Below are 20561 nucleotides of genomic sequence, written 5' to 3'. Positions count from 1 at the left end.
AAAAAACCCGATTCTCACGAATCGGGTTTTTTTGTTCCTTTTACTTTATTAATTCATACTCAATTTCTGAGTAAATCCTTTTGCTTTAGTTAACAATTTAATATCAGATATGACATTTAAAGTCTCTTCCATATAAATATCCTTTTGCATGTCTTCATGCCAACGCTCTCTTTTTTGTTTCAATAACGTGTCTTTTTCAAACAGCGCAACTTCATCGGGTAAAGAAGTAAACTGATACTTATTTTTATAGTCTGAGATAGCTTTAAACTTCTTAATCTTCTCATCTGCAACTGCAATTTCTTTATTAAATTCGTTTAAATTTAAACTGAAATCATTTTCATCTTTACGTTCAAAAATCCATTTTGCATTTTCATCAATAAGATTAAAAGTTGGATTAGCAGCAATTCTTTTCTTACTATTTGCAATTACATTATCATAGTTAATATTTAACGGTTGGTATTTTGCAGGTTCTATTTTATCCCAAGGTAATGCACTTTCTTCATCACGTTCTCCCATATCTAAATAGGCGAAACGATCTGGAAAAACAATATCACTTTTTACTCCTTCACGTTGTGTTGAGCCTCCATTAATTCTATAAAATTTCTGAATTGTTGTTTTTAAGGCTCCTAAATCACCATAAGAATTACCTCTAATAAATTGATTTAAATCAATCATATTTTGAACAGTTCCTTTACCATAAGAATGCTTACTACCAACAACAATTCCGCGTTTATAATCTTGAATTGCTGCAGCAAAAATTTCAGAAGCTGATGCCGAAAAATTATTAATCATTACTACAAGCGGACCATCATATTGTACTCTTTTATCTGGGTCTGGTAAAATTTCAGGGTTTCTTCCTGGAGCTTTTACTTGAACAATTGGCCCTTCTGGAATAAACAATCCTACCATTTTAACAACTGTTTCCAAAGAACCTCCTCCATTATCGCGCAAGTCCATAACAAGACCATCGATGTTTTGTGCTTTTAATTTTTCGATTTCAGCTGCGACGTCTTTGAAGGCATCACGATTTTCTTTGTTTTCAAAACTGATATAAAATTTTGGCAAATAAATAATTCCATATTTTTTACCATCTTTCTCAACTACACTAGATTTAGCAAACGTTTCTTCAGTTTCAACTTCATCTCTAATAATTGAAATAACTTTTATTGTACCGTCAACTTTTTTAACTGTTAATCGAACTTCTGTTCCTTTAGGTCCTTTGATTTTTTTCACTACATCATCCAAACGCATTCCTGCAATATCAAGTGGCTCCTCTTTTCCTTGAGCTACTTTAAGGATTAAATCTCCAGCTTCTAATTCTTTTCCTCTCCAAGCCGGACCACCAGAAATTAATTCTGAAACTTCAACTCCAGATTCTTTCTTTTGTAAACGCGCACCAATTCCTTGGAAAGTTCCACTCATACTTACATCAAATTTCTCTTTATCATCTGGAGAAAAATAGAATGTATGTGGATCAAAACGTTCTACAATTGAATTTAAAAATATTGCAAACCAATCGTCTCTTTCTAACTCTTTTTCAATAAAATCAAAATATTCATTTAAAGATTTTAAAGAATTTTCTCTAACTTCTTTTTCAAGCGTCTCAAATGATTTTACTTCATATTTGGGATCATTTTTCTTTTTATCTTCCTCAATTTGCTCTTTATCTGTAATAGAAGAAAGCGCAGACAACTTTAATTGCTTTCTCCATCTGTCAACTAATTCAGATTTATTTTTACTAAATGGCAGTTTTTCATAATCTACATTTATGCTTTCATTAATCTTGAAATCAAAAGGCTTATCTAAAATTTCTTCATAAATAGCTCTAGATTCTTTCATTCTTTTCAACAAACGAGAATTAGTTAAATTAAAGAATGTTAAATCTTTATTTTTAATCATATCATCAATTTGAGTTTCATATTTACTGAACTCATCTATATCACTTTGTAAAAAGAATCGTTTTGTTGGGTCAATATTGTTCAAATATTTACTGTACACTTTTTTAGAAAAGTCATCATTTAACTCAACCGGACTATAATGTCCTTTTTCTAAAACAAAAGTTAGCAGTTCTAACAAAAGTTTGTCTTTTTCTGGGTCTTCCTTTTTTTCACTAGGAACAAAACTCCATAATATTGCTGATAAAGCAGTTACCAACAATATAACCTTATAATTTCTTTTCATAAATTCCACTATTCGTTTCATTGAAAAATTTTCAACTAAATTAAACAAAAAATCGTGCCACAAGTGTGCAAAATACTATAATTTTTTGTTAAACCAACAAAAATAGGCATACAAAAAAAAGGTTTTGGTTTAAATTATTTAATTTAGCAAAAAATGTACGAAGAATGTCAAAACCACTTATACTAATAACTAACGACGATAGTATTGTTGCACCGGGAATTCGCGCTTTAATTGAAGTAATGAAAGAACTTGGTGATGTTGTAGTTGTAGCTCCTGATAGTCCACAAAGCGCAATGGGACACGCGATTACCATTAACAACACTTTAAAACTAGAAAAAGTACATTTAGATAAAGAACTTGAACAAGAATACAGTTGCAGTGGAACTCCAGTAGATTGCGTAAAAATTGCAGTAAACGAAATACTAAAAAGAAAACCCGATTTATGTGTTTCTGGAATCAATCATGGCTCTAATTCTTCTATCAATGTAATTTATTCTGGAACGATGAGTGCTGCTGTTGAAGCTGGAATCGAAGGCATTCCTGCAATCGGATTTTCATTGTTAGATTATAGTTGGGATGCCGATTTTGAGCCAATTAAAACTCATGTTAAACAAATTGCATCTGAAGTTTTGAAAAATGGTTTACCTGAAGGTGTAATTTTGAATGTTAATTTCCCGAAATTAAGCAAAGAAGAAATAAAAGGAGTAAAAATTTGTCGTCAAGCGAAAGCTATGTGGCAAGAAGAATTTGATAAAAGAACAAATCCACAAGGAAAAGAATATTATTGGCTAACTGGTAAATTTGTCAATTTAGACAAAGGAACCGATACTGATGAATGGGCTCTAGAAAATGGATACATTTCAATTGTTCCTGTTCAGTTTGATTTAACTGCACATCATGCGATGCAACAATTAAATTCTTGGGAATTATAAAGGAAAAAATAATGAAATATTATATCATAGCAGGAGAAGCTTCGGGCGATTTACATGGTTCAAATTTGATGAAAGCTTTGTATGAAAAAGATCCATCAGCCGAAATTCGTTTTTGGGGTGGCGATTTGATGCAAAATGTTGGTGGAACTTTAGTCAAACACTATCGTGAATTGGCTTTCATGGGATTTATTGAAGTTATCATGAATCTAAAAACCATTTTGAACAACATCAAAATCTGCAAAAAAGACATTGAAGCGTTTCAACCTGATGCGATTATTTTTATCGATTATCCCGGATTTAATATGCGCATCGCGACCTGGGCAAAAGAACGAAACATTCCGACTCATTATTATATTTCGCCTCAAATTTGGGCTTGGAAAGAAAATCGTATCAAAGCCATCAAACGTGATGTGGATTTTATGTACGTTATTCTTCCGTTTGAAAAAGATTTTTATGAGAAAAAGCACAACTTCCCTGTTCATTTTGTTGGACATCCACTAATTGACGCTATTGCAAGTAGAACTGAAGTTTCGGATGAAATATTCAGAAAAGAAAATCAGTTATCTGAAAAACCAATTATAGCTTTATTACCAGGAAGTCGCAAGCAAGAAATTTCCAAAATGCTTTCGATTATGCTTTCGGTAGTGAAAGATTTTCCAGATTATCAGTTTGTAATTGCTGGAGCTCCTAGTCAGGAATATGAATTTTACAAAACATTTTTAACGAATGAAAACGTGAAATTTATTTCGAATAAAACTTATGATTTATTGAGTCATTCTCATGCTGCTTTGGTAACTTCGGGAACGGCAACTTTAGAAACCGCTTTATTTAATGTTCCTGAAGTGGTTTGTTATAAAGGAAGCTACATTTCGTATCAAATTGCAAAACGTATCATCACTCTAAAATACATTTCATTGGTGAATTTAATCATGGACAAAGAAGTGGTTAAAGAGTTAATTCAAGAAGAATTGAATACAAAAAACTTAAAATTAGAATTGAATAAAATTCTAAATTCCGAAAGTCGCGCTGTGTTATTGAACAATTATACCGAATTGAAACAAAAATTAGGAGGAGAAGGCGCTAGCAAAAAAACAGCCGAATTGATTGTAAATTCTTTTAAAAAATAAAGAAGATTCTTATCATTTTATTAGAAACTTAACTGATTTTTTATATTTTTGGGATGAGAAGTCCCAACTCCTTAAAACTAAATACTACTTCAAAAACAACAGTGATTGAAAGTATTTAAGTTTCCTTTACTTACCATTACCATTAGTTTTGCGATAGGTATTATTGCAGAATATAACTTGCAATGGAGTTTATCAACTCTTATTGTTTCATTGTTTTTGTGTTTAGGGATTTTTTGTTTTCTATTTTGGAAAAGTAAAAAAGCTTTGCTTCAAAATACTCTTTTTGGAATTGCCACTTACCTACTCGCCTTTACTTTAGGAATGATGAGTTTTTATATTCATTCCGATTTAAATTCGAAAAATCATTACTCTAAAAAGTCATTTGAGGAAACGAATTCAATTCGCGCAATCGTTTCAACTACATTAAAACCAAATGAAAAATACAACAAATATTTTATTACACTTTCGCATTTTAATGATTCAATAGCTTCTGGGCAACTATTACTTTATGTTCCGAAAACAAACAATGAAACCTTACATTGTGGAGATGAAATTTGGTTAAATAATGCCGTTTATCCTGTTCCTAAAGCTTTCAATCCGTACCAATTTGACTATTCAAAATATTTAGAAAAGCAAAACGTATTTCATCAAATTTACACGAATGAAAATCAAATTAAAATCATTCAAACACATAAAACGATTGATTTTTATATTGAAACATTAAGAAATAATCTCAGCAAAAGTTTCGACATTCATCATTTTAAACCCAAAACCAAAGCCATTATTGACGCTTTAATTTTAGGACAACGATTGGAATTAGACAAAGAAACCATTGCCGATTATTCCAATGCTGGTGTGATTCACATTTTAGCTATTTCGGGTTTGCATATTTCCATCATTTACTTCTTTATTGTGTTCTTATTGAAACCTTTAAAAAGAGTAAAATTTGGAGCAGAAATTCAATTATTGATTGTCTTGGGGATTTTATGGTTGTTTGCTTTGCTTACCGGTTTGCCTGCATCGGTAACAAGAGCCGTAACATTATTCATTTTTATTAGTATTGGAAATTACTTTAACCAACCGAAGGCGATTTATAATGCTTTAGCAATTTCTGCTTTTCTTATTTTATTAGTAAAACCAAATGCCATTTTCGATATTGGCTTTCAATTAAGTTATGCTGCTGTTTTATCGATTGTATTGTTTCAACCTTTTTACAAAAAATTTTATTTTACAGACAATAAAATTGTGGTTTACTTTATCGATACTATTCTAGTCTCATTAGCAGCACAAATTGGGGTTTTGCCTTTGAGCTTGTATTATTTCAATCAATTGCCATTGTTGTTTTTATTAGCGAATTTGGTAATTATTCCACTTTCGAGTTTGGTTTTAATTGCTGGAATTGTGATTTTACCACTTAATTATATTCTTCCTTCTGTTGCGGTTTTTCTTGGAAAAATTTTAGAATTCAGCATTCAATTCATGAACAATTACATTCATTGGATTGCCCAATTTAAAAGTGGTATCATTACCAATATTTCGTTTTCAGGTTGGTTGACTTTTTCGTTATATTTAGTTATAATTACTTTTGTGTATTGGCTTTATCATATAAAAGATAAAAACATAAAATATATTTTGGGAACACTTTTACTCTTTCAACTTAGTTACATCAGTATAAAATTGAGCGAAAACAACAGCAGTGAATTGGTGATTTTTAACGAAAAAACAACCCTGATTGGCATCAAAAATAAAAATAATGTAATTGCTTTTAGCGACATTCCTGAAAATCACAACGCTACTTTACATCACTACACCCGAGGGACATTTTCTGATTCGTTGCGCATTTTCCCATTACAAAACACGATTTCATTTCAGAATAAAAGAATTTTAGTTATTGATAGTTTAGGAATATATAAAACCTCAATTCGTCCTGAAATTATAGTACTAACTCAGAATCCAAAGATCAATCTTACCCGATTAATTCAAGAAACTAAACCAAAGCTAATTGTAGCAGACAAAAGCAACTACAAAAACACCATTAAAGCTTGGGAAGCGACTTGTAGAAAAGAAAAAATCCCTTTTCATGCTATTGCCGAAAAGGGATTCTATAGATTAAAATAATTCTTATTTTTTCTGAATAATCTGATTAGCGCCGTCAATCCAAACTTTTGGACCACCAGCTACATAACCAGAACTTCCTAAAGCATTTAAATTTATTTTAGCTTCTGCCGTTTTTGTAGCACTTACAAACCAAACAGTTGGATAACCATTTACTTGTAATTGTTGCTGTAATTGTGCATTCTGAAGTTTTACCGCGTCAGTTTGATTGTTTTTTCTTGGAAAATCTAATTCCACTAAAACCACATTATCTTTTGCCCATTTGATAAATTCTGGGGTTTTGAAAACTTCTTTTTGCAAACGAATACACCATCCGCACCAATCAGAACCTGTAAAAAACAAGAACATAGGTTTATTTTCTTTTATAGAAATATCCGTTGCTTTTGACATATCTGTATGCCAAGTTAATTCTTCTTGCGCCTGAATTGACATACTAGTCAAAGTTAAAAACGCTATTACTAAAATCTTCTTCATATTTTAAATTTTATAAAACAAAATTAAGCAAATTAGATGCCAGAAAATGTTAACTACTTAACTTCTTGCATTAATTTTTTAACTAAAGGTGATATCGCAATTAAAACAACCCCTGCGATTAAGGCATAAATAGCTAATTGTTGATAGCCATCTGTATAAGTAATTAGCTTTTCTGCCTTTGAGGCATTTTCATTAGCGCTTGACATTCCAGCACCTAAAATACCAGCGACATATTGCCCGTAAGCACTTGCTAAAAACCACATTCCCATCATTACTCCTTGTAATTTTAATGGTGATAGTTTGGTCATGATCGACAACCCGATTGGTGATAAACAAAGTTCTCCAAATGTAATAATGAAATATGCCAATGTAAAAATTTCCAACGAAGTCATTCCATCAATATTAGCAAAAAATCGAGTGAAATAAAACGTGTAAAAAGCCAAAGCTAAAAACAAAAATCCTAAACCAAATTTAACAACCGTATTAGGTTCGGCTTTTCTTGAATTCAACCAAACCCAAACCAATCCTAAAAGTGGTGCAAAAATGATTACGAATAAAGAATTAGCTGCATTATTTACTCCATTTGGATCTAAATTAACACCTAAAAAATCACTATCTAAATTATTAGCAGCAAACAAACTCAATGAACCACCACTTTGCTCAAAAAATGCCCAAAAGAAAATTGAAAAAACAATAAACACCATTGCGGCAATTAATTTTTTATTTTCTTGAATTGAAAAATTTCGCATTTCGTAAACCAAATACAACAATGTAATTGGTCCGATTGTGTACATGAAATAATCAGTATATTCTGGATTGGAAACCATTGTCATAATTAGTGGAATAGCTACTATTGTTCCAATATACGTTGCATATTCATATAATTTTCTTTTCGAATCTTGCAGATGCAATAAAGGAGAAAGTCCAATATTTGCCATACTTTTTTGCGTAAATAGAAAAGTAACTAAACTAATTGTCATTACAATTCCTGCTAAACCAAAAGCTAAGTTCCAAGAATAATTTTTACCTAAATAAATACAAGCGTAACCTCCTAAAAGAGCACCAATATTAATCCCAGAATAAAACAATGAGAAACCAGCATCTCTTCTTGCATCATTCGCTTTGTATAATGTTCCTACCATAGTAGAAATATTAGGTTTAAAAAAACCAGTTCCAATTACAGTAAAAGCTATTCCAAGGAAAAAGAATTGCTTGGGATCGAATGCTAAAATTGCACTCCCTATAATCATCATAATTCCTCCCCAAAAAAGCGATTTTCTATATCCTAGAATTTTATCAGCAAATAATCCCCCAACAAATGTAAAAGCATAAACGAAGGCTTGTGTTGCTCCATATTGTAAATTAGCCACATCTTCTTTCATGAACAATTCGTGAACCATGAAAAAAGTTAACATACCGCGCATTCCGTAGAAACAGAAACGCTCCCACATTTCGCTAAAGAATAAATACCAAAGTTGTTTTGGATATTTTCCTTCAAAATTTTGAATTTCTTCTATAGTTTGAGTTGCTTGCATCTTAGTGAATTCCTTTTTCTTGCATTACTTTGTTTAGTTGTTTCAATAAAATGAACATCAACATTGTAGCAAACATTAATAATCCGAAGTTAATCCAAAAGAAATCTTGTTTGTTGTCATAAGTATCCCAAAGACTTGCTAATACACCACTTAATTTATTTCCGATTGAAGTTGATAAAAACCAACCGCCCATCATTAATGAAGTAATATTCGTTGGGCTCAATTTAGAAACTACCGATAATCCCATCGGACTTAAGAATAATTCTCCAATGGTGATTACTCCGTAATTAGCCACTAACCACCAAACACTTACTTTTTCAGAACCGTTTGCTCCCATATTTACAGCAGCAATCATTACTAAAACTGACAAAGCTGAAATTAATAATCCAAATGCAATTTTGGTTGGTGTTGAAGGTTCTTTCTTTCTGCTTCTTAAGAATGTGAAAAAAGCTACGACTAATGGCGTTAAAATAATTACCCAACCAGGATTAATCGACTGACTTAAATTGGTTGCCCAAAGCGAAACTGTTGCTCCTTCTTCAGGTAATTTATCTTTTGCTACGTTTCTGAAATAAACAGGATAATCTACCGTTTTTTGAACTTCTCCATCCACTTTTTGAATACGGAAACTGGCATCGTATAATTCAACCGTGTCTTTTTTGTATTCTACTTCTTTGGCCAATTTTAAACCATTAAAAACCGTTTGAGTGGTTCCTGTAATTTCTCTATCTGTATAACGGTCTGCCCAAGTATTTAGTGCTGAACCATTCAATTTGAAAACTCCCCAGAATAAAATTACCACTGCGAAAATGGTTAATAAAGCTCCGATTGGTCTTTTGTCTTCCACTTTAGCTTTGAAGTACAAACTTCCGTAGAAGAAAATAACTGGAATACAGGCAAATATAAAAGCATCAGTACTATCCGAACCAAAAATATATCCCCCAGGATTTGCTTCAGAAGTTACTCCTTTTAATAACCATCCAATTACTCCAAAAACTGCTGATGGTAATAAAATGAAAAGTACAATTTTATAAAAAGGCATGTCGCCAGGTTGTACTCCTTTTTTATCAGTTTGATTTCCGTAGTGTTTTGTTCCTAATAAGAAAACAATTACACCAATGAACATTCCAACTCCAGCCGCCATGAAGGCATATTGCCAACCTAATAAAATTTGCAAAGCAGCTCCAAAGAAGTTACAAATGAACGCTCCAACATTAATTCCCATGTAGAAAATATTGTAACCCTCATCTTTTTTGTCTTTGAATTTATCCTCAGTATAGAAGTTACCTAAAAGTGTTGAGATATTTGGTTTGAAAAAACCGTTCCCTACAATAACTAAAGTCATGGCAATGTAAAGCATTGTAATATCATGAATTCCCATCATGAAATAACCCGCTCCCATCATAATACCACCAATTACGATAGATTTTTTGTAGCCCCAATATCTATCGGCAACTAAACCTCCGATGAAAGGCGTTAAAAATACCAAAGCGATAAAAGTTCCGTATAAATCGGATGCTTCTTTCTCGGTCATAGCGAATCCGGCTTCAACATCTTTAAGATATAGGGTAAAAATACCAATCATTAAATAGTAACCGAAACGCTCCCACATTTCAGATAAAAACAAGTAAGGCAATGCTTTAGGATGACTTTTCCACATAATTTATTGTATTAAAAAAACAAACCTACAAGGGTTTCTTGTAGGTTTGAAAGATATAAAAAATATTTTATTTTATCACTTATTCTGTTTGACCTTCAATATGGTCGTTGTGCATTCTTTTTTCTAACCAAGAACTCAGTACGAAAAGAATGGCTGCAGCAGCTCCCGACATGATGATGAACAAAATGAAGAATTCATATAAATTAGTAATTTGAAAACCTATAAATGAAGTTGCTCCTCCAGTACCATCTTCACCACCAGGAATCAAAGCACTTAATGTTCCTGCAAATTTGTTAGCCGCAGCATTTGCTAAGAACCAAGTTCCCATCATTAAAGATGATAAACGTAATGGTGCTAATTTAGAAACCATTGATAATCCAATTGGTGATAAACATAATTCTCCAATAGTATGAATTACATAAAGACCAATTAACCACCACATTGAAACTTTATCACCCAACCCTAAACCTTTAACTGCGATTGCAATTACTACGTATCCTAAAGCTACTAAACCAAGTCCAATTGCCATTTTCTTTGGAGAAGACGGCTCTAATTTTCTAGCATATAAGAATCCCCAAACAATCGTCATAATTGGAGCTAAAGAAATAACAGCTAATGGATTTACAGATTGAAAATAAGACGCAGGCATTTCCCATCCAAAAACAGTTCTTTCTGTTTGTCTATCAGCAAATAAAGTTAATGAAGCTCCTGCTTGTTCAAAAGCTCCCCAAAAGAAAATCACGAAAAACGCTAAAAGGAAAATCACTGTAATTCTCTGTGTTTCAATTTTGGTTAAACTTTTATCACTAAAGATTAAAATTGGCATAGCAACCATTGCTCCATAAATGAAATAGCTAATGATATCCACATCGCTTTTAAACATTTGTTTGAAGTTCAACATAAAGAAGATAATTGCTATTGAACCAATAATCATTGCAATACTTTTTGCATCTAATTTCTTAACTACCAATCCAATTTCTTTTCCTTCCTCAGAAATTAAATATTTTTTCTGACCTAATATAAAAGCTACAAGACCAATTAACATTCCAATACCTGCTGCTAAGAATCCCCATTTAAAATCCATAGAACCACAAACTAAAGGAGAAAAGAAAGCTCCTAAATTGATTCCCATGTAAAATATAGTAAATGCACTATCAATTCTTCTATCATTTGCAGGATATAATTGTCCTACCATTGTTGAAATATTCGGCTTAAAGAAACCATTTCCAATAATAATTGCAGTTAAACCCATCCACATCAACGAAACTCCACCATTAACTCCAACTGAAGCACTAAAAAACATAAAGAATTGACCAATTGCCATTAACAGACCTCCGATAATAATACTTCTTCTGTTTCCTAAATATTTATCACACAAGTAACCTCCTAAAAGAGGTGTTAGATATACTAAACCGGTATAACTTCCGTAGATTTCAGAAGCATCGGCATCTTTCATCAATAATACTTTTGTCATGAATAGAATAAAGATGGCTCTCATTCCATAGTAACTGAATCGCTCCCACATTTCTGTGAAGAATAAAAAGTACAACCCTTTAGGATGTCCAGTTTTTACAGCATTGTTTTCCATATAATTAGTTTTAGTTATTGGTTTATTATAATTTTTCTTTAATAAAATTCGTCATTTTTGTGTACAATTGTAATCGTGTTTTACCACCGTAAATTCCATGGTTTTTGTCTGGATAAATTGCCCAATCAAATTGCTTGTTAGCTTGAACTAATGCTTCTACCATTTTCATGGTGTTTTGAACATGTACGTTATCGTCAGCAGTTCCATGAATTAATAAAAAGTTTCCTTTTAATTTACTTACGTGATTAATTGGTGAATTATTATCGTAACCACTTGCATTTTCTTGCGGAGTTTGCATGTAACGCTCTGTGTAAATACTATCGTAATATCTCCAAGAAGTTACTGGAGCAACAGCGATTGCCATTTTGAATACATCAGCACCTTGGAACAAACAGTTTGACGACATGAATCCGCCATAACTCCAACCAAAAATTCCGATTCTTGAATCGTCAACGTAGTTATATTTTCCAATTACTTTAGCTGCATCGATTTGGTCTTCAACTTCGTATTTTCCTAATTCTTTTTGTGTACATTTTTTGAAAGCAGCTCCTTTGAAACCTGTTCCTCTTCCGTCAACACATGCTACAATGTAACCTTGTTGTGCTAACATCATAAACCAATAATCATTAGTTCCGTTCCAAGTGTTTGCAACTTGTTGTGAACCTGGACCTGAATATTGAAACATGAAAACTGGATATTTCTTAGTAGCATCAAAGTTTTTCGGTTTAATCATCCAAGCGTTTAATTGGTGACCTTTTTCTGTAGTTAATACAAAGAACTCTTTTGGAGTTACATCATATTTTGCCAATTTAGTTTCAACTGCTTCATTAGAAACTATTGTTTTAACAACTGCTCCAGTTTTTGAATCGTTTAAAGTGTAAGTTGGTGCTGAAGTAGCACTTGAATACGTATTGATAAAGAATTGAAAATTCGGGCTGAATGTTGCTGAATTAGTTCCTTTTTTAGAAGACAATCTCACTTTTGATTTTCCGTCTACTTTAATAGCATAAACGTCTCTGTTGATAGAACCATTTTCTACCGATTGATAATAAACCATTCCAGATTTTTCATCAAATCCGTAATAATTAGTTACTTCCCACTTTCCAGAAGTAATTTGTTTTTTCAATTTACCAGCTCTGTCGTAGTGGTAAATATGATTGAAACCATCTTTTTCTGATGTCCAAATGAAACTATTGTCTTTTAAGAAAGTTAAGTTATCAGTAACATCAACATAAGCCGCATCTTTTTCGTTTAAAACAATTTTTGTAGTCCCTGCGTTAGCATCTACAAAATGTAAGTCTAAATTATTTTGGTGACGATTCATTACTTGAACACTTAAAGTAGCCGCGTCATTCGTCCATTTGATTCTTGGAATATAAAAATCTTTATAATCTCCCAAGTTGATTTTCTTAGTAGTTCCTGATTTTAAATCGAAAATATGTAAAGAAACGATTGCATTTTTCTCACCCGCTTTTGGATATTTGAAAACGGTTTGTGTTGGATATAATCCTTCGTTGTACATATCCATTGAAAACTCTGGCACTTCGGTTTCATCAAACTTAATGTAAGCAATTTTTGTTCCTGTAACGTTCCAATCATAAGCTTTTACGAATGCGAATTCTTCTTCATACACCCAATCCGTAATACCATTGATGATTTTGTTCTTTTTACCATCATTAGTAATTTGAATACTTGCTCTCGATACTAAATCATGAACATATAAATTGTTTTCAAAAGCATATGAAATTTTAGTTCCATCAGCGCTAAAAGCAGGCTCTTGAATAGCGTTAGTAGTAAAACTACTTACCGTTTTTGAAGGAATATCGTAAATAAAATATTCGGCAGTAAAAGAATGACGGAAAATAGGATTTGATTTAGTAGCAATTAAAATCTTTTTCTCATTTTTATCAAATGAATAACTATCGATTGATAATACTTCTGAGTGATTTTTAGTATCAAAAAGTGTACTTACTTTTTCTAAAGTTGCAAAATCATACAAATCGATTTGATAACTTTTAGAATTTCTGTCATAATTTAACACCGTATATTGGTTGGTGTTTTTCATGGCACTCAAAGCATCCATCCCTTTAGTTCTGAAGGCACCGCCCCAAATTTCTTCTAAAGTAATTTTTTGCTGAGCTACAACTGATAATGAGCTCACTACAAAAAGCAATACTGCTAAACTGTATTTTTTCATAATAAATATGTTCTTAAAGACCCCAATTTTAGTGAAAATATATGAATTAACCATAATTTTAACTTCATTTAATAAAGTTTTTGATTTTTAAAAAATATTTAACTACATTTATGTTTGAAATGGCAAGATAAATAAATGGAAGTAACACTTCAAAATGGATTCTTTTTTTTTTCCAACGCTTTAGTGGTTGCTAATTTGTATGTTTTACTTTATTTAATTTTACTGCTTACCGTTTTTGGGTTGTTTTTTAATTTTCAATTAAAATCGTCTAATATTGATTTTCGAACTTTAAGAAACACCGTAAATCACCATTCTAATTCGCAATATCGCTATTATTTTTTGTATCTCGGATTAATTTTTCCGGTTGCAGAATTATTCTATTTGATTTTTAATGAATCTAAAAGTGTTAATTCCTATTTTGAATTTCTCATTGGTGCTTTTTGTGTTTTTATTTTCATAATAACATCAAAAAAAGAAATAGCCAAATACAGTTACACCATTTTTAGAATTTGTTTTTATTTACTGCTTTTATCTGTAATTTATGGTTTTTTTAAAGAAAACATGAACTTTCTTTTGTTTTCAAAATATCTATTACTGCTGTTTTTTGCTTTTGCAATTTTTAAACGATTTACTACATATCTAATTTTTATTGGCATTAACTTCATTCTGTTATTCTTTCTTACCCTTTTAAAAAATGAAGAAACAATAAACATTGTAACCCTAATAAATGCTTTGTTTATTATTATGATCATTCATTTAGGCCAAATAATACGAAACATTAAAGCAAACGAAAGACTAATTTTCACACAAGATATTATAAACAACACAAACTCGATTATTATTGCTACTGACAGCATGGGGAATGTACTTTATTGTAATGATTCAATAACTAAAATCCTAGGATATAGTCCAGACGAAGTTTTAGGAAAGGCTTTTTGGCATTTAACAGAAGATGCTGAATTTGAATCGGTTGATTATACTAATAAATTCAAACCAAATGCTGTTTATTTCCGAAAATTAAAGTGTAAAAACGGCGATTATAAGTTCATACAGTGGACCGACTTTAAACAAACTAACAATACTTACGTTGCTACTGGTCAAGATGTAACTTCTAAAATTAGTCTGGAAACAAAATATGCTAATTTGATTCAAAATGCCAAAGACATCATTTATGAAAGTGATCGATATGGCAATATAATCTATGCTAACAAATTTTCAATTCAAACATTAGGCTATAGATTAGAAGAGCTTTTAGGAAGACACTTTAGTGATTTTATTAGAGATGATTTCAAAAGCACCGTATCAAAATTTTATGTCGATTCTATCTCAGAAACAGATGAATTTGATATTTTAGAATTCCCCATAATTAAAAAAAATGGCGATGAAATTTGGGTGTCACAAAAAGTAACTATCAAAAGAGATGAAAATGATACAGTTTCTGGTTTTTCCTGCATCATTAGAGATATTACCAGCACCAAACTTATAGAACTTGAAGAACACAAACGAGTTGAAGAAATTAGTAGATTAAATTCTATATCCAACAAACTTTCAACATTAAATTTTTTAACATTTCCAAGCTTAGATGATTTAATAAAACATATCTGTAAAGAAACCGCTATCGGATTACGAATCGATCGTGTGGCGCTCTGGGATTTCAATGAAGATCATATTGATTTGAAAAATATTTATGTTCATAGTGAAGAAAAACATTATGCCGACTTAAAAATCCCTAAAACAAATATCAGTACCTACATTTCAAACATTGAATCTGAACCTATAATCATTGCTTCAAATGTTTATAAAGACGACTCTTTAAAGGAATTTACAACAGAATATTTTCCTAAATACGATATCAAATCGTTGTTAGATATTCCAATATATATAGGCGGAGATTTAAATAATATTTTATGTTTAGAAGCAACTCACGAGAATAGATATTGGACAAATGAAGACATTAATTTCTCAAAAACTGTAGCTGAAATCATAGCGCTTGCAATTGAAACCACAAAAAGAAAAAATGCTGAAAATCAGATCATTTATAAAAATGAAATTTTAACTGCAATTGCAAACGTTACTAGCAACCTTTTAATTCACAAAGATAAAGACCAGATTTTTGATGCTTCAATTGAACAAATAGGTAAAGTATTAAAAGTAGATCGCCTATATTATTTTGAAAATGACATCAAAACAAATTTAATGAGCCAACGTTTTGAATGGGTGTCTGAAACCGATTTAGCAGAAATAGATAATCCAGAACTTCAAAATATACCGCAAGAGGCATTTTCAGATTTTATGCAAATTCTTTTAAGTAAAAAACCTTACATAAACCTAATAAAAAACATACCTGATGGTGATTTTAAAGATTTATTAATAGACCAAAACATTGTTTCTATTTTAATAATTCCTCTTTTTGATAAGGAAACTTTCATTGGTTTCATTGGCTTTGATGATTGTAAAAATGAACGCATTTGGACAGATGAAGAAATTAGTATTCTTCTTACGCTATCAAACAATATTTCTTCAACCATTATAAGAATCAACAATGAAAAAGCAATTGCTGAAAGTGAAGAAAAATTTAGACTATTAGCCAATAATATTCCTGCTTCTGTTTTTTTAGTTAAATACGATGAAGCAAGAACAAAAGTCTATTTAAATGACGAAATAGAAAAACTTACTGGATATCATCGTGATGATTTTATGAGTAATAAAATTTCATTACTTGATCTTTATCACCCTGAAGAAGAAGAAAAATTAAGACTCATTATTGACGAAGCTTTACAAAAGAGAAAACCTTACAAAGTAACCTGTCGAATTAGAAAAAAAGACGGAATATATGTATGGGTTGAAGAATACGGAGAAGGAATCATCATAAACAACGAAGTAGCCTATATTGAAGGTGTATTAATTGATATTACCGAAAGAAAAGTAGCTGAAGAAGCAGTAATTGCAAAAGAATTAGCCGAATCTTCAAACAAAGCAAAATCAGAATTTTTAGCCAATATGAGTCATGAAATCCGAACCCCATTAAACGGAATTATAGGATTTAGCAATTTACTATTAGGTTCTGATTTAACCGAAATTCAAAAGCAACATTTAGAAACGGTTAATCAATCCGCTTCTACCTTATTAGATGTAGTAAATGATATTTTAGATATCTCTAAAATTGAAGCTGGAAAATTAATCATTATTAACGAAAAAACAAGTTTACATACCATCATCAATCAATGTGTAGATATGATGAAATTCATGGCGCATCAAAAAAACCTAGAACTCATTGTAAACATTCATAAAGAAGTACATTGCGCCATTTGGGTAGATGAAATTAGACTAAAACAAATTTTACAAAACTTACTTAATAACGCTATTAAATTTACTCAAAATGGGCAAATCGAATTAGAAGTTTCGTCTACCAATATTAACGACAGCTCATCAAAAATCAAATTTAGCGTTAAAGATACTGGTATCGGAATCAAAAAAGGAAACAAGAAAAAAATTCTAGAAGCTTTTACACAAGAAGACAATTCTACAACACGAAATTATGGAGGAACTGGACTTGGGTTAACCATTACAAACAGCCTTCTTAAATTAATGAACAGTAAATTAGAAATTGATAGCGAACCTAATGTTGGTTCTACTTTTAGTTTTGAATTAGACTTAAAATCTGAATTTTGTAACAACCATTTAAATACAAATAAGCACAACTTTAAAAAAGCTTTAATTATTGAGGACAATCAATTGGTAGCGTCATTAATCCAAAATATGTTGCAAAGCTTTACTATCGATGCTGATGTTTATCAAAATGACTTAGAAAACATTGCTGCTTTTATTTCCAAAAATAATTACGATTTATTGCTTTTAGATTTAGAATATTTGTCTATAAAAATAACAATTAACATCCTAAAGGAGTTAAATGATTTGCCTTCCATATCCATAATTGTAATGCAAAATTCTAATTCGAAATTTAATGAAATTGGAACCAATAAAAACGTACAAAGCATTATAAAACCAATAAAACATGATGCTTTACAGAATTATTTAAACCGAAATAATTCAGGAAAAAAACAACAAATTCTTTCTAACAAACAAGAGGTTTTATATAACACTGCTAAAATTTTAATTGTAGATGACAACAAAATAAACATGTTGTTGACCAAAACTCTAATATTAAACAGAGTGCCAAATTGCATCATTTATGAAGCAAGAAATGGTCAAGAAGCTGTTGATTTAGCATTAGAAAACAAACCTGATATTATTTTTATGGACATTCAAATGCCAATAATGAATGGCTACGAAGCATCAACTGAAATAAGAAAAACAAATCCAAACACTATTATTATCGCCATTACCGCAGGAATTATAACGGGTGAAAAAGAAAAATGTTTAGAAGTTGGGATGAATGATTTTATTATTAAACCAATTGATAAAATTTTATTTGAAACCACTTTATTTAAATGGATAAATAGTCTTCCTAATTAATCCAATTAGTATCTTTGCCTTCTATTTGAAACAAATTCACTGCTATGAATCAAAATGTTAAAGGCTTTTCAAAATTATCTAAAGAAGAAAAAATAAATTGGATTACCAATACCTACTTCGTTAACCCAGAAGAAGCAAAACAAAGCATTGTAAAATATTGGAATTCCGATGAAAGTTTACAAAAATTACATGATGAATTCATCGAAAACACCTTAACCAATTTTTATCTTCCTTATGGAGTAGCTCCAAATTTCATAATTAATGGAAAAAGCTACACTATTCCTATGGCTATCGAAGAAAGTTCGGTGGTAGCGGCTGCTTCAAAAGCAGCGAAATTTTGGGGAGAACGTGGTGGTTTTAAAGCTACTATTATCAATACCGAAAAAATTGGTCAAGTACACTTTCTTTTCAATGGAAATACTGAAAAACTAACTACTTTTTTCAATAAAATAAAACCAACATTTTTTGACGATACTCAAGAAATCACCAAAAACATGCAAAAGCGTGGTGGCGGAATTTTAGACATCGAACTTAGAGATAAAACCAACGAAATTCCAAATTATTATCAATTGCATGTTACTTTCAATACAAAAGACAGCATGGGTGCGAATTTCATCAATACTTGTTTAGAGCAATTTGCTAAAACATTAGAAAATCAAGCTCATGAATATGCTGATTTTACATCAGAAGAAAAAAACATTCAGATCGTAATGAGTATTCTGAGCAATTTTGTTCCAAATTGTACCGTTCGTGTTGAAGTTTCTTGTCCGATAGATCAACTTTCAGAGGATAAAAACATCGATTCAGTAGAATTTGCTCAAAAATTTGCAACTGCTGTTCGCATTGCCGAAGTAGAACCTTACAGAGCAGTTACTCACAACAAAGGCATCATGAATGGAATCGACGCCGTAGTTTTAGCAACAGGAAACGACTTCAGAGCCGTTGAAGCTGGAATTCACGCTTATGCAAGTAAATCAGGACAATATGCTAGTTTATCACATGTGAAAATTGAAAATGATATTTTTACTTTCTGGATGGAAATTCCGTTAGCACTAGGAACTGTAGGAGGTTTAACTTCATTACATCCATTAGTAAAATTCTCAATGGAATTATTAGGAAAACCTTCTGCCGAAGAATTAATGCAAATTGTTGCCGCTGCTGGTTTAGCACAAAACTTTGCTGCTTTACGTTCGCTTACTACAACCGGAATTCAGCAAGGCCACATGAAAATGCACTTAATGAATATTTTAAACCAACACAAAGCTACCAAAGAAGAAAAACAACAAGTGTTAGATTATTTCAAAAACACTACAGTTTCTCATAGTTTGGTGGTTGATTATTTGGAAAAAATCAGAAGTTAATGGAAACCCAAACTTTTTACAGTAACGGAAAATTACTCATAACTGGCGAATATGTTGTTTTAGATGGCGCAAAAGCATTAGCATTGCCTACAAAGTTCGGACAAAGTTTAATAGTAAAACAAGGAACAAATAACCAAATTAAATGGACGAGTTTTGATTCGGATAAAAGTATTTGGTTTGAAGACCTAATTTTATTTGAAGAAGTAAAAACTAAAATCACAAACGAAAATAATTCCGCTGTAAAAAATACTTTAATTGAAATTTTACATCAAGCATTTGTTCAAAATCCAACGTTTTTAGAAAAAGAAGGATACGAAATTGAAACCCATTTAACTTTTCCTCGCCTTTGGGGATTAGGAACATCATCAACATTAATAAACAGCATTGGTGATTGGCTAAACATTGATGCATTTGAATTATTACAAGAAAGTTTTGGAGGTAGCGGTTATGATATAGCTTGTGCGAAATCCAATTCACCTATAGTTTATCATTTAGAAAATGAAAAACCACATTTCAAGGCTATTCATTTTAACCCATCATTCAAAGAAAACATTCATTTTGTTTATTTGAATCAGAAACAAAGCAGCAAAATGGCTATTGCAAATTACATGTCAAAACACCATCATGTAAATGCTGTGATTTCAAAAATCAACACCATTACTTATGATGCCATAGATTGTAAAGAAGGAAAAGAATTTGCCAAACAAATGGAGAAACATGAAATTATAATGAGTGATGTTCTAGAAATTGAAACCATTCAAGAAAAAATTTTCCCAGATTTTAAAGGCATTATAAAAAGCTTAGGAGCTTGGGGCGGCGATTTTGTAATGGCGATTTCTAAAGAAAATCCTACAGCATATTTCAAAGAAAAAGGTTATCCAGTGGTACTTTCCTATGAAGAAATGATTTTATAGG

General features: G+C 31.2%; 12 protein-coding genes. 6 read left to right on the top strand and 6 right to left on the bottom strand.

From position 1 onward, the window contains the following. Positions 1 to 48: 48 nt before the first annotated feature. The gene (locus C8D80_RS10755; protein WP_133610240.1) at positions 49 to 2202 is read right to left on the bottom strand and encodes a carboxy terminal-processing peptidase; all 2154 of its coding nucleotides are present in this window, start codon (positions 2200 to 2202) and stop codon (positions 49 to 51) included. 143 nt (positions 2203 to 2345) lie between these two features. On the opposite strand from C8D80_RS10755, the gene surE reads away from it, so the two are divergent. The 3 genes from surE (at position 2346) to C8D80_RS10740 (ending at position 6358) form a co-directional block, all read left to right on the top strand. Beyond that, on the top strand, positions 2346 to 3113 hold the full coding sequence (surE, locus tag C8D80_RS10750; protein WP_133610238.1) for a 5'/3'-nucleotidase SurE: 768 nt from the start codon (positions 2346 to 2348) through the stop codon (positions 3111 to 3113). A gap of 11 nt (positions 3114 to 3124) precedes the next feature. Next, positions 3125 to 4240, top strand: coding sequence for a lipid-A-disaccharide synthase (gene lpxB, locus C8D80_RS10745; RefSeq protein WP_133610236.1), 1116 nt, complete (start codon positions 3125 to 3127; stop codon positions 4238 to 4240). Positions 4241 to 4345: 105 nt separating this feature from the next. Then, entirely contained in the window at positions 4346 to 6358 is a 2013-nt protein-coding gene (locus tag C8D80_RS10740; protein ID WP_133610234.1) for a ComEC/Rec2 family competence protein, read from the top strand. A gap of 3 nt (positions 6359 to 6361) precedes the next feature. On the opposite strand, the gene C8D80_RS10735 is transcribed toward C8D80_RS10740, so the two are convergent. From C8D80_RS10735 to C8D80_RS10715, 5 genes are all read right to left on the bottom strand, one after another. Then, the gene (locus C8D80_RS10735; protein ID WP_133610232.1) at positions 6362 to 6829 is read right to left on the bottom strand and encodes a thioredoxin family protein; all 468 of its coding nucleotides are present in this window, start codon (positions 6827 to 6829) and stop codon (positions 6362 to 6364) included. Positions 6830 to 6882: 53 nt separating this feature from the next. Then, on the bottom strand, positions 6883 to 8364 hold the full coding sequence (locus C8D80_RS10730; protein ID WP_133610230.1) for a peptide MFS transporter: 1482 nt from the start codon (positions 8362 to 8364) through the stop codon (positions 6883 to 6885). Position 8365: 1 nt separating this feature from the next. Further along, a complete protein-coding gene (locus C8D80_RS10725) occupies positions 8366 to 10024 on the bottom strand; it encodes a peptide MFS transporter (protein WP_133610228.1) in 1659 nt (552 codons plus the stop codon). A gap of 79 nt (positions 10025 to 10103) precedes the next feature. Further along, on the bottom strand, positions 10104 to 11612 hold the full coding sequence (locus C8D80_RS10720) for a peptide MFS transporter (protein WP_133610226.1): 1509 nt from the start codon (positions 11610 to 11612) through the stop codon (positions 10104 to 10106). 25 nt (positions 11613 to 11637) lie between these two features. Beyond that, complete coding sequence (locus tag C8D80_RS10715) at positions 11638 to 13809, bottom strand: S9 family peptidase (protein ID WP_133610224.1); 2172 nt, start codon at positions 13807 to 13809, stop codon at positions 11638 to 11640. A 744-nt stretch (positions 13810 to 14553) separates the two neighbouring features. Here C8D80_RS10715 and C8D80_RS10710 point away from each other — a divergent pair. The 3 genes from C8D80_RS10710 to C8D80_RS10700 are packed head-to-tail and all read left to right on the top strand — an operon-like array spanning position 14554 to position 20560. Further along, positions 14554 to 18285, top strand: a complete 3732-nt coding sequence (locus C8D80_RS10710; RefSeq protein WP_158633800.1) for a PAS domain S-box protein — start codon at positions 14554 to 14556, stop codon at positions 18283 to 18285. A 44-nt stretch (positions 18286 to 18329) separates the two neighbouring features. Then, the gene (locus C8D80_RS10705; RefSeq protein WP_133610219.1) at positions 18330 to 19646 is read left to right on the top strand and encodes a hydroxymethylglutaryl-CoA reductase, degradative; all 1317 of its coding nucleotides are present in this window, start codon (positions 18330 to 18332) and stop codon (positions 19644 to 19646) included. Beyond that, entirely contained in the window at positions 19646 to 20560 is a 915-nt protein-coding gene (locus C8D80_RS10700; RefSeq protein ID WP_133610217.1) for a GYDIA family GHMP kinase, read from the top strand. The genes C8D80_RS10705 and C8D80_RS10700 overlap by 1 nt, the downstream gene beginning before the upstream one ends. The last annotated feature ends 1 nt before the right edge of the window (position 20561 follow it).

Source organism: Flavobacterium cheniae, assembly GCF_004363695.1.
Classification (GTDB): Bacteria; Bacteroidota; Bacteroidia; order Flavobacteriales; family Flavobacteriaceae; genus Flavobacterium; species Flavobacterium cheniae.
Note: the sequence above shows the minus strand (reverse complement) of the source record. Positions and strands in the feature narration are given on the sequence as shown.

What these genes read in the sequence shown, in the direction of transcription:
- C8D80_RS10730 (WP_133610230.1), bottom strand. Translation starts at nt 8,364, where the DNA reads ATGCAAGCAACTCAAACTATAGAAGAAATTCAAAATTTTGAAGGAAAA.
- C8D80_RS10735 (WP_133610232.1), bottom strand. Translation starts at nt 6,829, where the DNA reads ATGAAGAAGATTTTAGTAATAGCGTTTTTAACTTTGACTAGTATGTCA.
- C8D80_RS10715 (WP_133610224.1), bottom strand. Translation starts at nt 13,809, where the DNA reads ATGAAAAAATACAGTTTAGCAGTATTGCTTTTTGTAGTGAGCTCATTA.
- lpxB (WP_133610236.1), top strand. Translation starts at nt 3,125, where the DNA reads ATGAAATATTATATCATAGCAGGAGAAGCTTCGGGCGATTTACATGGT.
- C8D80_RS10710 (WP_158633800.1), top strand. Translation starts at nt 14,554, where the DNA reads ATGATCATTCATTTAGGCCAAATAATACGAAACATTAAAGCAAACGAA.
- C8D80_RS10755 (WP_133610240.1), bottom strand. Translation starts at nt 2,202, where the DNA reads ATGAAACGAATAGTGGAATTTATGAAAAGAAATTATAAGGTTATATTG.
- C8D80_RS10700 (WP_133610217.1), top strand. Translation starts at nt 19,646, where the DNA reads ATGGAAACCCAAACTTTTTACAGTAACGGAAAATTACTCATAACTGGC.
- C8D80_RS10720 (WP_133610226.1), bottom strand. Translation starts at nt 11,612, where the DNA reads ATGGAAAACAATGCTGTAAAAACTGGACATCCTAAAGGGTTGTACTTT.
- C8D80_RS10705 (WP_133610219.1), top strand. Translation starts at nt 18,330, where the DNA reads ATGAATCAAAATGTTAAAGGCTTTTCAAAATTATCTAAAGAAGAAAAA.
- C8D80_RS10725 (WP_133610228.1), bottom strand. Translation starts at nt 10,024, where the DNA reads ATGTGGAAAAGTCATCCTAAAGCATTGCCTTACTTGTTTTTATCTGAA.
- surE (WP_133610238.1), top strand. Translation starts at nt 2,346, where the DNA reads ATGTCAAAACCACTTATACTAATAACTAACGACGATAGTATTGTTGCA.